The following is a 12,528-nucleotide window of genomic DNA, read 5'->3' as shown; positions in this document are numbered from 1 at the left end:
GGCGCTATCCTGAATGGTTTCCCGGTGGTTGGCCGTGAATATGCGGGTTCAGCGATGAGCTGGTTAGCGCCGTTCCCGCTGTTCTGCGGCGTTGGTCTGGTGATTGCTTATGCGCTGCTGGGTTGTACCTGGCTGATCATGAAAACCGAACACGACCTGCACCGTAAGATGTCTGCGCTGGCGACGCCGCTGACGCTGACGCTGCTGCTGGTGGTGGGCATTATCAGCATCTGGACGCCGCTGACGCATGCGGACATCGCGCAGCGCTGGTTCTCGCGTCCAAACCTGTTCTGGTTCCTGCCGGTTCCGGTGCTGGTGGTGCTGTGTTCGTGGGGGATTGTGCGCGCCATCAAACGTGAAGCGCATTACTCGCCGTTCATCCTGACATTGGCGCTGATTTTCCTGGGCTTCTCGGGCCTTGGCATCAGCATCTGGCCGAACATCATTCCACCGTCAATCACCATCTGGCAGGCGGCGTCTCCGGCGAGCAGCCAGGCGTTTATGCTGGTGGGCGGCTTGCTGATTATTCCGGTCATTCTGGGTTACACCTTCTGGAGTTACTACGTGTTCCGCGGAAAAATCAAAGCCGACGAAGGATACCATTGATATGAAAACCGAGGTCAGCAACATGAAAACTCACTCTGAAACTAAGATTCCGTGGTGGAAGCAGTTGATGTGGCTGGTGGTCATTTACGGCGCAAGCGTGCTGGCACTCGGTGTGGTGGCATCACTGTTTCGTATGATGATGACGGCAGCGGGCATGCGTTCGCATTGAGTTCCGGCATTAACAGAACTCGCTGATATCACCGTAGGGTCGCCATTCATGGCGACCTTTTTTATTCCCATCCTCAAAAAAACGTTAGTAACCTAAGCAATTAATGCTTTTCCCGCTTCGGTACGTTTACTCTTCCTTACGTTAGTAATACGTTTTTGTTATATTTATGTGACGAATAACGCAAATTCATGACGTTAACCACCTCATTCGACCATCAAAATCATGCTCAGCCTGAATGTAAAAAAACAGTACATCAACGATCTGGTGGACTGGATAGAAGCGAACCTGACCGACGAGCTCAACATCGATCTGATTACCCTGAAATCCGGTTACTCCAAATGGCACATGCAGCGCATGTTCAAAGAGATGACCGGGCAAACGCTGGCGTCCTACACGCGCAAACGTCGTCTGACTATGGCGGCGATGGCGCTGCGTTTGACCAGCATGCCGCTGATCGACATTGCGGTGCGCTTTGGCTTTGATAATCAGCAGAATTTTACCCGCGTGTTTAAAAGTCACTTCTCGATGACGCCGGGTGCCTATCGCCGCATTCCAGAGATGCTGATGAAGGATTTCCACAGCCGCATCTCAACGCAGCGCGAGTGGGTCAATGCGCGTCTGGCGCAGAAGCCGGAAATTCAGCTGTGTGGTGAAGTGATTGAGTGGGAATGCCGCTTCGGTGAATACATCGATCACCACAATCATGTGGTGGCGCAGCACACACGTGATTTCATCGCTTTTGCGGGTCAGCACGTGAACCGCGGCTGGCTGGGCTTTCAGTTCAGTCCGGGCGTACATTCTGCCGATCAGCAGCACATCAGCCTGTTCCAGGCGCTGGAAAGTCAGTACGCCGATGTGCTGCCGCGCAACGTGCAGAACTGGACCGGAGAAAGTGGTTTGTATGCGGAGATCGACTGGCACGGCGCGCCGGAAGAGATCAACGCGTTCACCGCGGAGATTTACTACAACCACTTGCCAGCGCTGGGCGTGGCACGCCGTGCGGGCAAAGATTTGCTCAAGCTGGATCTGAAATACAGCACGCCCGATCTGCTGCAAGGCACCTTCTATATTCCGGTGGCGGATAAGTAATGCATAATTCGTGCGGTAAACCGTGACAAACCGCACGATTTTATAAACTCAAGGCGGTAATCGGCGTAAAATTCTTCATCGAAACCTGATTGGCCGCGTAAATCACCAGCCGCCACACATCAGGCTGGATAATCACCTGCATTTCTGGTCCATTCCGGGCCGCTATAGTGAACAGACAAAAAATTATGCGACTTCTACCGTTGTTCCTCATGACAGTGCTTGTAGCGTTTTCTTCGCTGGCAAGTGCACAGATGGCTGAGCCTTTTTCACCGCCGGGCGGACTGCATCCGCATCAACCGCATTGCGCGCAGCATGAAATTCTCGGCGACAATGTGCTGCCGAAACATAGCCAGGATGATGGCAGTTTCGTTACCTGCGGCAATCATCAGGCTTAATCTCGTCCCGTCACAAAATACCCATCTGCTGCATCCTTTATAAAGGTCGTCATAAATGACGCCCCTACATTCGCACATGCCTTCCGTAGGGTCGCCATTCATGGCGACCTTTGCGATGGCGCGTACCATTCTGGCGACCAAACACCCAGATAGCATTTTTCGGCATTGCATCGAAGATATATCATAACTATTCTCTCCCCATCAGATGAGAATGACTTTCACTATCTTTTAGGGAGACACCACTTGCACACTACCCCTTCCGAACGCGCGCCACGCCGCGTGCGCAATGAACTGCGTTTCCGCCATATCACCGTGGTCAGCAAGACACTGATTGCCGGAGAATTCTGGCGCATTGTTTTCAACGGCAGCGATCTGGCCGGCTTCAACTCGCCATCGTTTGACGATCACATCAAAGTGTTTTTCCCGGAACATGCTGGTGCCGAACTGGCGCTGCCGCAAATCACCGATGAAGGCATCGTTTGGCCGAATGGCGTGCGTCCTGCCGCGCGTGATTACACGCCGCTGGAATTTAACGGCGTCGATTCTCTGACCATCGATTTCTACATCCACGATGGCGGCGTTGCCAGCAGCTGGGCAAACCAAGCCAAAGTGGGCGATCAAATTGCGATGGGCGGCCCGCGCGGTTCGTTGGTGATACCAACGGATTATGCCTGCCAGATTTACGTCTGCGATGAGACCGGTTTGCCGGCCTTTAAACGTCGTTACAGCGAAATCCAGGCGCAGGAAATTCACCTACTGACCTATGCCGATGTAGCCACCGGCCGCGATTATCTCGGTGATTTGCCGAATGTGCAGGTGAGCTGGTTGGGAAGCGGCAGCATGCAGGCCGATAACCTGGCACCGATAACGGCGCAGCTGGATCAGATTGCGCTGCCCGCGACTGAATACTTCATCTGGCTGACCGGCGAGGGCGAAGCGGTGAAATTGCTGAGCGATTACTTCACCCAGGGACGCGGTGCAAATACCGATTTCGTGCGCGCCGTAGCCTATTGGCATCAGAAATAACGGTAATGCCGCGCGCGCTGCCGCCTGTGTTGAATTTTGCCAGGTGGCAGACTACTATCAACCTCCCTTAATTAGCGCTCAGGAAGGCAATGAAACAGCAGCGGGATTTTCCATGGCAGTCCGATCACGCACAGCGTACCGTCTGTGCAGGCGCACGTAAGAAGCGTCGGGAGCGGATGCTGGATGCCAGCGATATCCGCCTGTTAATGCTGCACTTTCTGGCCAACAGTTCTGCGCACGGTTATGAGCTAATTAAATCGGTTGAAGAGCTCTCCAAAGGGGAATACTCCCCGAGTCCCGGCATTATTTATCCCAACCTGACGCTGCTCGAAGAGATGGATGCCATTCGCGTGGTCGATGCGCAGGCATCGCGTAAAGCCTATGCGCTGAATGAGAGCGGCGTGGCGCTGCTGGCGGAGAATCGTGACAATGTGGATGCGATTATCGAGCGCTTAACTTCGCTGGCGATTCTGGTGAATAACCGCAGCATTCCGCAGGTTGAGCAGGCGATTCACCTGATCAAACACACCTTGAATCATCGTCTGGCGCAGGAAGATATTTCGGAGGAGGCGCTGGAGATAGTAATTAGCGCGCTGCACGAAGCGGCGGAAAAAATCGCCAAAAGTTAGCAGGACGAACGTAGGGTCGCCATTCATGGCGACCGTCCAGAAAACCGCACCAACCAAAATCAACTCTTCTTCTTATCCACATGCCCCAACGCGCGGTCCGGCCAGCAGACATCGCGCACGCGCTGCTTCAGCGCGGCCGCATCCGGGAATCCACCTTCCTGCTTACGCTCCCAAATCACCTGACCATCAATGGTGATCTCAAATACGCCGCCGGTTCCCGGTTTTAGCGTTACCGCGCTTAAATCCTCGGCAAACGTATGCAGTAGCTCCTGCGCCATCCAGGCGGAACGCAGTAGCCAGTTACATTGTGTGCAGTAATGAATGGTAATCGCTGGTTTTTGTGACATAACCTTTCTCTTTTAGATATATAAGTTAACAAAATGTGCGGTCCAAGATACATCTTAGCTTACTGCTAGTTGATAATGATTACCACTTGCATTACATTCCTGTCGACATCATTTATTACATAAAATAAGTCCATATTTTTTTACGGTCTTTTAACTAAAGCCCGTACTTTCAGGCAGCAAGCAAGTGAGCGAATACTAACAATTAACCAGGTATTTCGCGCATGTCTTCACTCTTTCAGGGAACGGCCCAGCAACGTCTTTTCAAAGTTGCCATCTTATCTTCAGCCATACATGCCGCTTGCAGCTTTGCCGCCAGCGACACCACCAGCAATGAACCGGTTCTCACCGTCACCGCGCCAAAACAGCAGGCCGGTAATAAAACCACCATCACGGCACAAGAGCTGCAAAAACGCGGCGCGAATGATTTCGGTTCGATCATGCGTTATGAGCCGCTGATCAGTGCCACCGGTTCGAGCGGCGGATCCTCGGCCGGCAAAAGCGGTTTCGACCGCGCGGGCTATACCGGCTACAACATTCGTGGTCTGGAGAGTAACCGCGTCGGCATGGATATCGACGGCATTCCGATTCCCGATGCCACCGGACGTCCTTACGTCAGCCGCACCGGCAACAACACCTTTGGTATTGGCCGCGATTACATCGATCCCTACATGTTCGGCAGCGTTGATATCGAGAAGGGCGCCACGGCGGTGGATCAGCCGAATACCTCGATTGGCGGTAACGTCTCGTTCCATAACAAAAGCGCCGACGATTACCTTAGCAGCGACAAAAATACTTACTTCGGTTATCAGAGCGGTTACGACTCTTCGAATCGTAGCTGGCACAACGGCATCACCGCCGCCGCCGGCGATGATGAGTTACGCGGCCTGTTTGTTTACAGCCGTCGCGACGGTCAGGAAACCGAGAACAACAGCGGCGTGATCGATGCTTATCCGGCCAACTGGCACTCGGACGCCTTTATGACGTCCGGAATCTGGCAGCCGAACGATCAGCACAAGCTGAGCGCTACTTTCGATTACTATCACAAAACCAATCACAGCCATTACGACACCTGGGACACCAGCGGCAACACCGTTTGGGGCACCGCGCAGCAACAGAGTGATACGCGCCGCTGGGGCATCAATCTGGCGGATGAGTGGACGCCGTACAACGACTTTATCGATACGCTGACCACGCGCCTTTACTGGCAGCAAACGCAGGCGCACGACAATACCTATTTGCCAACCAGCGCCAGCCAGTACGGTTTTGTTTACTCTGATTTCAACGTCGATACCTACGGTTTCGACACGCGCGGCACCAAAACGCTCGGTCGTCATGAGCTGAGTGCCGGTGTTAACGCGCGTCTGGATAACAGCGAGCGTCCGTTCCGTCAGGAGCCAACGCCGAGCACCTTTAGCGCCATCACGCAGCCACAATCTGATAGCCGCACCTTCGCGGTGGCGGGTTACCTGCAAGATAAGATAAATTTCGATGTTGATAGTCACAACTTCGCGGTCATTCCCGGCGTGCGCGTGATGTATCAAAGCACCAAACCTAAGGATCTGGGCGATCTGACTAACGGCAGCACAGTGCTGACCGAAGAGCAGGTTGATGCGCTGTACGGCAAAACCAACTCCGATACGCAGGTGCTGCCATCGCTGACCTTCCAGTACGACATAACGCCAGCGCTGACCACCTATCTGCAATATAAACGCGGCGTGCAGTTCCCAACCACCAGCCGGCTGTATGGCTCATGGAACCTTGGCTCCAGCTATGCGGGGAGCGCGCAGTATGCGTTGATTGGTAACACCGATCTGAAAACCGAAACCAGCAACAACTTCGAGTGGGGCCTGAAAGGGCAGGCGACTGAAGGCGTAACGGTCAATACTTCGGTGTTCTACAACCAGTACAAAAACTTCATCGCTTACACCCGCTATCGTCGCTCGGCCAATCCGGAGATGTTCGTCAACGTCCCGAGCAACATCTACACCAGCTATCAGGCTGAAAACCGCGATAAGGCCTACATTTATGGTGCTGAGATATCCACCAAAGTGAATTACGGCACCTGGTTCCCGCAAGTGGATGGCCTGAGCAGCACCTTTGCGCTGGGCTATAACGAAGGTAAATCGAAGTCCAGCTACGCCGGTGACAAGTACATCGATCTCGATAGCGTCGCGCCGCTGAAAGCGATTGTTGGTCTGGCGTGGGATGACAAAGCACGCGGCTACGGCGCAGCGTTGACCGCTACCTTCGTGAAAGGCAAACAGGCGACGGCGACCAACCGCGAAAGCTACACCAACACCGGCACGGCTATCACTGATTCCACCTCGGAATATATGCGCGTACCGGGTTACGGCATGGTGGATGCGACGGCTTACTGGCAGGCGACGAAAAACGTCAAGCTGAGCGGCGGCATCTACAACATTACCGATCGCAAATACTGGGATTACACCAGCAGCCGCACGCTGACCAGCAGCAATGCCCAGGAACGCAACGACATCAACCTGGCCGTGATGCCAGGCCGCACCTTCCAGTTGGGTGTGAACGTCGATTTCTAATCCCTTTTCGCCCTGCGGCAGCGCAGGGCATTTTCATGGAGCAAGGCAATGAATCCACGTTACGATCACTATCTGGCGCTGAAAGGCGAGCATCCGAAAAAGTACGCGCGCGATCTCGCGGCATTGATGGGCATTGGCGAAGCGCAGCTGTGTGAGGCGCGGGTTGGCCATGATGCAAAGGCGTTAAAAGCCGATTTCCCTGCGCTGCTGGCGGCACTGGCGGCGGTAGGTGAAACCAAAAGCATCACCCGCAATGAATATGCGGTCCATGAGCAGGTGGGCAAATATGAAAACCTGCACCTCGGCGAACACGCCGGACTGATTCTTAACCCGCGTGCGCTCGATCAGCGCCTGTTCCCGAGTCAGTGGCACAGCGCATTCTTCCTGCGCGAGCAGAGCGCTCACGGTGAACGTCAAAGCATCCAGATTTTTGATCGCCACGCTGATGCGGTGCTAAAAATCTACACCACCGACAACACTGATATGGCCGCGTGGGATGCACTGATTGCGGAGTTCGTGCAAGAGAATGCGGCGGCGTTAGATCCGCAACCCGCCAGCGCGCCGCAATACAGCAGTGCGATTGATGCCAGCAAAGTGGAAGCCGAATGGCGCGCCATCACCGATGTGCATCAGTTCTTTGGCCTGTTGAAGCGGCACAACATCTCGCGCCCGCAGGCGTTCCGCGCAGTGGCGGACGATTTGGCGCGTCAGGTGAGCAACGACTCGCTGGCGCAGTTGCTGGACCTGGCGCAGCAGGATGGCAACGAAATCATGATTTTCATCGGCAACCGTGGCTGCACGCAGATCTTCACCGGCGCGATAGAGAAGCTGATGCCGATGGATAACTGGATCAACATCTTCAATCCCACTTTCACGCTGCATTTGATGGCGGATCACATCAGCGAAAGCTGGGTGACGCGCAAACCGAGCGGCGACGGCTTCGTCACCAGTCTGGAACTGTTTGCCGCCGACGGCACGCAGATCGCGCAGCTGTACGGTCAGCGCAGCGAAGGCACGCCGGAGCAGGCGCGCTGGCGCGAGCAGGTAATGTCGCTGGAGGCGTTAGCATGAAAAAACTTCTGTTGCTGCTGACGGCGCTGGCGCTGCCCGCTGTAGCGGCCGAGCGGGTGATCTCGATTGGCGGTGACGTCACGCAAATCATCTACGCATTGGATGCGCAGCAGGATCTGGTGGCGCGCGACAGCACCAGCCAGCATCCGGCGCAGGCCAACAAGCTGCCGGATGTCGGTTATATGCGTCAGCTGAATGCCGAAGGAATTCTGGCGCTGAAGCCGACGCTGGTGCTGAGCAGCGAGCTGGCAAAACCGTCGCTGGTGTTGCAGCAGGTGGAGCAGGCGGGCGTGAAGGTGGTGGATGTCACCGGCAAAAACAGCCTTGACGCCATCCCGGAAAAAATCGCCACCATCGGCAAGGCGCTGCATCGTGAAGGTGAAGCCAACGCGCTGATCGAAAAGGTCAACAAACAGCGCGCGCAGATCCCGCAGCAATCTCTGCCAGTTAAAGTGCTGTTTATCATGGCGCACGGCGGCATGCGCACCCAGGCGGCGGGCGCGCAAACCGGCGCGGACGGTGCAATTCGCAGCGCTGGTCTGATCAACGCGATGGCGGCGGTGCCGCACTATCAGCAGTTGTCGCAGGAAGGCGTGGTCGCAGCCGCACCGGATTTGATCGTGGTGGGTGAAGATGGCCTGCGTACGCTGGGCGGCGAAGAGAAAGTGTGGGCGCTGCCCGGTTTGGCACTGACGCCAGCCGGTCAGCATCGCGCTTTGCTGGTGGTGGATGAGATGGCGCTGCTGAGCTTTGGTCTTGATACGCCGGGTGCGATTGTGAAGTTGCGCCGTGCCGCTGAAGCGGCTTCCCCGTCATACTTCAAGCCGCAGGCGCGTTAGCTGCGTGTTCTCACCCCAGTCACTTACTTGTGTAAGCTCCTGGGGATTCGAACACTTGCTGCCTTCCTGCACCTTGAATTATTTAGGGGAAAAATATGGCGACTACATCCGTGATGCGCTGGCTCGGTTTGATGACCATCTGCATGCTGATAGTGATGCTGATGGCGGCCAACTTCGGCGCGATGCCGCTTTCAATGCGCACCTTGCTGCGTGTGCCGCTGAGCGATATGGCGTGGCAAATCTGGATCAACATCCGTCTGCCGCGCGTGCTGCTGGCGGTGCTGCTCGGCATGGCGCTGGCGGTATCCGGCGCGGTGATGCAGGGATTGTTTCGCAATCCGCTGGCCGATCCCGGTTTGCTTGGCATCAGCAGCGGAGCGGGGTTGGCGGTGGCGATATCGATTGTCATCCCGCTCGGCTTGCCGCCGTTGCTGGCGCTGTGGCTGCCAACCCTCGCTGCCTTTATGGGCAGTTTGGTGGTGACGCTGCTGATCTTCAGTTTTAGCCGTCTGGCGCTAGGCAATCTCTCGCGCTTGCTGTTGGTCGGCATCGCCATCAATGCCTTGTGCGGTGCGGCAGTTGGCGTGCTGTCGTGGCTGAGTAACGATCAACAGCTACGTCAGCTGGCGCTGTGGGGCATGGGCAGTTTGAGCGCGGCGCAGTGGCCGAGTTTACTGGTGTGCGCGGTGCTGATGCTGCCGGCATTGATAGCGATTCAGCTGCGCGCGCGTCGTCTCAATTTGCTGCAACTCGGCGAAGAAGATGCGCATTACATGGGCATCGACGTTAAGCGCACGCAGCGTCAGCTGCTGGTGCTGAGCGCGTTGCTGGTGGGCACCGCCGTGGCGGTGAGCGGCATTATCGGCTTTGTCGGTTTAGTGGTGCCGCACCTGATGCGCTTCTGTCTCGGCAGCGATCATCGCTGGATGCTGCCGGGATCGGCGCTGGCGGGCGCGATTTTGCTGCTGCTGGCCGATACGCTGGCGCGCACGGTGGTGGTGCCGGCGGAAATGCCGGTTGGCTTATTAACCAGCCTGCTGGGCGGTCCATGGTTTCTCTGGCTGATTCTGCGTGAGCCCAAGGGGGATGAATGAGTGACTGCATGCAGGCGCGCGGCCTGCGTTTTAGCCACGGCTCACGCGCCTTGATCGACGACGTTTCCCTGACTTTACAGCCTGGCGAAATGATCGCGCTGATCGGCCCCAACGGCGCGGGGAAATCCACGCTGCTGCGTTTGCTCACCGGGTTTCTCACGCCAGAAGCGGGTGAATGTTGGCTCGGCGATCGACCGCTAAACAGCTGGCCGCGCGAACCGTTGGCGCAGCGCCGTGCAGTGATGCGTCAGCAAAATAGCGTGAGTTTTCCGCTGCCCGCCGCCGATGTGGTGGCGATGGGGCGTGCGCCCTGGCCGGGCAGTCAATCCAAAGCGGTAATCGAAGAGGTGATGCAGATTACCGGCAGCCTCGAGCTGGCAAAGCGTGATTATCGATCGCTTTCCGGTGGTGAACAGCAGCGCGTGCAGCTGGCGCGCGTGCTGGCGCAGTTGTGGCATGACGATGGCCCGCGCGGCTGGCTGTTTCTCGATGAACCCACTTCCGCGCTGGATCTGTTCTGGCAGCAGCACAGTTTGCGCTTGCTGCATCGCCTGACGCGCAACGGGCGTTTCAGCGTCTGTACTGTGCTGCACGATCTGAATCTCGCGTCGCTGTGGTCGGATCGCGTGCTGTTGCTGCATCAGGGCAAGCTGGTGGCAGAAGGCGCACCGCATGAAGTAATGACTGAACACACGCTGACGCGTTGGTATCAGGCGGAACTGGATGTGGTGATGCAGGATGAGAAGGGCAGGCCGCAGATTCAGCTGCGCGCCTGATGTTTCGTAGGGTGGGCATTTATGCCCACCAGACCGTGATTGATGTGTATAAGGTCGCCATGAATGGCGACCCTACGTGCAGGGTTTTGTAGGGTGGGTATTTATGCACGTAGGGTTTTCGTAGGGTGGGCATTTATGCCCACCAGGCCGCGATTGATGCGTACAAGGTCGCCATGAATGGCGACCCTACGAATAAATTAGCGGCAATCGATAATCAAACGTCCGCGTACTTTACCCGCCAGCAACTGCTCAGCACCTTCGCGCGCTTCGCTCAGCGGAATCACCTTGGTTAACTGCTGCAACAGGTCGCCATCAACTATTTCCGCCAGTCGCTGCCACGCCTGCTGACGCAGCGGTTTGGCGCACATCACGCTATCCACGCCCGCCAGCACCACGCCGCGCAGAATGAACGGCGCGACACTGGTCGGCAGATCCAAACCTTGTGCCATGCCGCACGCCGCTACCACGCCATCATGCTTGATGCCCGCTAACACATTGGCCAGCGTGTGACTGCCGACGCTATCAATCGCCGCTGCCCAGCGCTCTTTCGCCAGCGGTTTGCCCGGCTCGCTCAGCTCTGCGCGATCGATAATCGACGAGGCGCCAAGCGTGTTGATCAGGTAATCGCTATCGCTGGCGCGACCGCTGGAAGCAATAACCTCATAGCCGAGACGCGCCAGTAAGCTGACGCTGAAACTGCCAACGCCGCCGCTCGCGCCGGTCACCAAAACCGGGCCGTGCTGCGGCGTGATGCCCTGTTTTTCCAGCGCCAGCACGCACAGCATGGCGGTTAAACCAGCGGTGCCAATCGCCATGGTTTGTAGCGGGCTCAGTGCGGCCGGCACTTTCACCAGCCAGTCGCCCGAGACGCTGGCTTTCTGCGCCAGCCCGCCCCAGTATTTTTCGCCTACGCCCCAGCCGGTGAGCAGCGCCACATCGTCCTGCTGCCATTCGGCATGGCGGCTGCTGATCACCCGGCCAACAAAGTCGATGCCCGGCACCATCGGGAATTGCCGCACAATCGGGCCTTTGTTGCAGATGGCGAGTGCGTCTTTGTAGTTGAGCGTGGAGTAGCTCACTTCGAGGGTGACATCCTGATCGGGCAGTTGTTTTTCTGACAGATCTTTCAGGGATGTGCGGTATCCCTGTTCATCATTTTCAATGACCAATGCCTTGAACATGCAGCCTCCGGCTGGTTGAGGAAAGTGGGGTAATAGTACTCCTTTTTTTGCCTTACCCAACCCTTACCCGCCGCGGGTTGTTCCCGCAAAAAAAAGATGACATGATTGCGCCCCAGTTAGTGATCAACTCCCAGATTTACTTCGCCGAGGAAACCTCCTCATTGCTGTGCCATCGGCACCCACTCATCCTCTCTCAGGGATTTGTGTTATGAACCCATTGAAAATTGCTGCCAGCGTTGCTGTAGCGCCAACCCTTAGTCTGAACACTGCGCGCGACGTGGTGACGCTGGACAATACCGACTTTACCGATGTCGCGGCGGTCGTGATCACCTTGTCGGACACGCGCAGTGGCGTGCTGACGCTGTTGCGCAAAATCGGCTTTAATCTGCCGGTGTTTGTCGCCAATGCATTCGATGAAGAAGTGCTGAAACTGCCGGGCGTTACCGGTGAAATCAACGGCGCGCCAGAAGAGTGGGGCGCGCTGGAAGACGCCGCGCAGGCCTATGAAGCCGAGCTGCTGCCACCGTTCTTCGACACGCTCACGCGCTACGTCGATATGCAGAACAGCACCTTTGCCTGTCCGGGGCATCAGGGCGGCGCCTTCTTTCGCAAACATCCGGCGGGACGTCAGTTCTATGAGTTCTACGGCGAGAACGTTTTCCGTTCTGATATGTGCAACGCCGACGTTAAGCTCGGCGATCTGCTGATCCACGAAGGCTCAGCCAAAGATGCGCAGAAGTTCGCGGCGAAA

Annotated in this window: 15 protein-coding genes; 12 read left to right on the top strand and 3 right to left on the bottom strand. The window is 56.5% G+C overall.

All coding sequences use genetic code 11. The features are described 5' to 3' along the window. From RTY00_RS09700 to RTY00_RS09690, 3 genes are all read left to right on the top strand, one after another. Positions 1-606 (top strand): cytochrome d ubiquinol oxidase subunit II (locus RTY00_RS09700; protein ID WP_312664275.1); only part of this gene is annotated, 606 nt, incomplete at its 5' end. Position 607: 1 nt separating this feature from the next. After that, complete coding sequence (locus RTY00_RS09695) at positions 608-775, top strand: DUF2474 domain-containing protein (RefSeq protein ID WP_008107199.1); 168 nt, start codon at positions 608-610, stop codon at positions 773-775. Between the two features lie 222 nt (positions 776-997). After that, positions 998-1,864, top strand: a complete 867-nt coding sequence (locus tag RTY00_RS09690) for a helix-turn-helix domain-containing protein (RefSeq protein ID WP_008107201.1) — start codon at positions 998-1,000, stop codon at positions 1,862-1,864. A gap of 194 nt (positions 1,865-2,058) precedes the next feature. Here RTY00_RS09690 and RTY00_RS24710 read toward each other — a convergent pair whose 3' ends face one another. Continuing rightward, on the bottom strand, positions 2,059-2,115 hold the full coding sequence (locus RTY00_RS24710) for an SEC-C metal-binding domain-containing protein (protein WP_409519130.1): 57 nt from the start codon (positions 2,113-2,115) through the stop codon (positions 2,059-2,061). Between RTY00_RS24710 and RTY00_RS09685 the strand changes: the two genes are divergently transcribed. The 3 genes from RTY00_RS09685 to RTY00_RS09675 all read left to right on the top strand — a co-directional run bounded on the left by RTY00_RS09685 (position 2,116) and on the right by RTY00_RS09675 (position 3,914). After that, the gene (locus tag RTY00_RS09685) at positions 2,116-2,259 is read left to right on the top strand and encodes a hypothetical protein (protein WP_162129952.1); all 144 of its coding nucleotides are present in this window, start codon (positions 2,116-2,118) and stop codon (positions 2,257-2,259) included. It begins immediately after the preceding gene. Between the two features lie 243 nt (positions 2,260-2,502). Beyond that, positions 2,503-3,285 (top strand): siderophore-interacting protein, encoded by a 783-nt coding sequence (locus tag RTY00_RS09680; protein ID WP_312664274.1) that lies wholly within the window; start codon positions 2,503-2,505, stop codon positions 3,283-3,285. Positions 3,286-3,374: 89 nt separating this feature from the next. Beyond that, positions 3,375-3,914 carry a PadR family transcriptional regulator gene (locus RTY00_RS09675; protein WP_312664273.1) on the top strand — a complete coding sequence of 180 codons (540 nt, stop codon included), beginning with the start codon at positions 3,375-3,377 and terminating at the stop codon, positions 3,912-3,914. A gap of 59 nt (positions 3,915-3,973) precedes the next feature. On the opposite strand, the gene RTY00_RS09670 is transcribed toward RTY00_RS09675, so the two are convergent. Continuing rightward, complete coding sequence (locus RTY00_RS09670; protein WP_154155265.1) at positions 3,974-4,261, bottom strand: SelT/SelW/SelH family protein; 288 nt, start codon at positions 4,259-4,261, stop codon at positions 3,974-3,976. A 221-nt stretch (positions 4,262-4,482) separates the two neighbouring features. Between RTY00_RS09670 and RTY00_RS09665 the strand changes: the two genes are divergently transcribed. The 5 genes from RTY00_RS09665 to RTY00_RS09645 all read left to right on the top strand — a co-directional run bounded on the left by RTY00_RS09665 (position 4,483) and on the right by RTY00_RS09645 (position 10,596). After that, positions 4,483-6,816: a TonB-dependent receptor domain-containing protein gene (locus RTY00_RS09665; protein ID WP_312664272.1), complete on the top strand. Its 2,334-nt coding sequence runs from the start codon at positions 4,483-4,485 to the stop codon at positions 6,814-6,816. 48 nt (positions 6,817-6,864) lie between these two features. After that, positions 6,865-7,887 (top strand): ChuX/HutX family heme-like substrate-binding protein, encoded by a 1,023-nt coding sequence (locus RTY00_RS09660; protein ID WP_312664271.1) that lies wholly within the window; start codon positions 6,865-6,867, stop codon positions 7,885-7,887. After that, positions 7,884-8,726, top strand: coding sequence for a hemin ABC transporter substrate-binding protein (locus RTY00_RS09655; RefSeq protein ID WP_312664270.1), 843 nt, complete (start codon positions 7,884-7,886; stop codon positions 8,724-8,726). The genes RTY00_RS09660 and RTY00_RS09655 overlap by 4 nt, the downstream gene beginning before the upstream one ends. Positions 8,727-8,821: 95 nt before the next feature. Continuing rightward, on the top strand, positions 8,822-9,820 hold the full coding sequence (locus RTY00_RS09650) for an iron ABC transporter permease (protein ID WP_312664269.1): 999 nt from the start codon (positions 8,822-8,824) through the stop codon (positions 9,818-9,820). Beyond that, on the top strand, positions 9,817-10,596 hold the full coding sequence (locus RTY00_RS09645; protein WP_312664268.1) for a heme ABC transporter ATP-binding protein: 780 nt from the start codon (positions 9,817-9,819) through the stop codon (positions 10,594-10,596). Before RTY00_RS09650 ends, RTY00_RS09645 begins: the two co-directional genes overlap by 4 nt. Positions 10,597-10,793: 197 nt before the next feature. On the opposite strand, the gene RTY00_RS09640 is transcribed toward RTY00_RS09645, so the two are convergent. Next, positions 10,794-11,777 carry an MDR family oxidoreductase gene (locus RTY00_RS09640; protein ID WP_312664267.1) on the bottom strand — a complete coding sequence of 328 codons (984 nt, stop codon included), beginning with the start codon at positions 11,775-11,777 and terminating at the stop codon, positions 10,794-10,796. Between the two features lie 208 nt (positions 11,778-11,985). On the opposite strand from RTY00_RS09640, the gene RTY00_RS09635 reads away from it, so the two are divergent. Further along, positions 11,986-12,528 (top strand): Orn/Lys/Arg decarboxylase N-terminal domain-containing protein (locus RTY00_RS09635; protein ID WP_312664266.1); only part of this gene is annotated, 543 nt, incomplete at its 3' end.

The organism is Pantoea sp. CTOTU49201, from assembly GCF_032054795.1.
Classification (GTDB): Bacteria; Pseudomonadota; Gammaproteobacteria; order Enterobacterales; family Enterobacteriaceae; genus Pantoea; species Pantoea symbiotica.
This window is presented reverse-complemented; position numbering and strand designations above follow the sequence as displayed.

Bases quoted from the DNA above. Each gene is read 5' to 3' on its own strand.
- RTY00_RS09675 (WP_312664273.1), top strand. From the start codon at position 3,375: ATGAAACAGCAGCGGGATTTTCCATGGCAGTCCGATCACGCACAGCGT.
- RTY00_RS09665 (WP_312664272.1), top strand. From the start codon at position 4,483: ATGTCTTCACTCTTTCAGGGAACGGCCCAGCAACGTCTTTTCAAAGTT.
- RTY00_RS09660 (WP_312664271.1), top strand. From the start codon at position 6,865: ATGAATCCACGTTACGATCACTATCTGGCGCTGAAAGGCGAGCATCCG.
- RTY00_RS09690 (WP_008107201.1), top strand. From the start codon at position 998: ATGCTCAGCCTGAATGTAAAAAAACAGTACATCAACGATCTGGTGGAC.
- RTY00_RS09655 (WP_312664270.1), top strand. From the start codon at position 7,884: ATGAAAAAACTTCTGTTGCTGCTGACGGCGCTGGCGCTGCCCGCTGTA.
- RTY00_RS09695 (WP_008107199.1), top strand. From the start codon at position 608: ATGAAAACCGAGGTCAGCAACATGAAAACTCACTCTGAAACTAAGATT.
- RTY00_RS09670 (WP_154155265.1), bottom strand. From the start codon at position 4,261: ATGTCACAAAAACCAGCGATTACCATTCATTACTGCACACAATGTAAC.
- RTY00_RS09640 (WP_312664267.1), bottom strand. From the start codon at position 11,777: ATGTTCAAGGCATTGGTCATTGAAAATGATGAACAGGGATACCGCACA.
- RTY00_RS09685 (WP_162129952.1), top strand. From the start codon at position 2,116: ATGGCTGAGCCTTTTTCACCGCCGGGCGGACTGCATCCGCATCAACCG.
- RTY00_RS09645 (WP_312664268.1), top strand. From the start codon at position 9,817: ATGAGTGACTGCATGCAGGCGCGCGGCCTGCGTTTTAGCCACGGCTCA.
- RTY00_RS09650 (WP_312664269.1), top strand. From the start codon at position 8,822: ATGGCGACTACATCCGTGATGCGCTGGCTCGGTTTGATGACCATCTGC.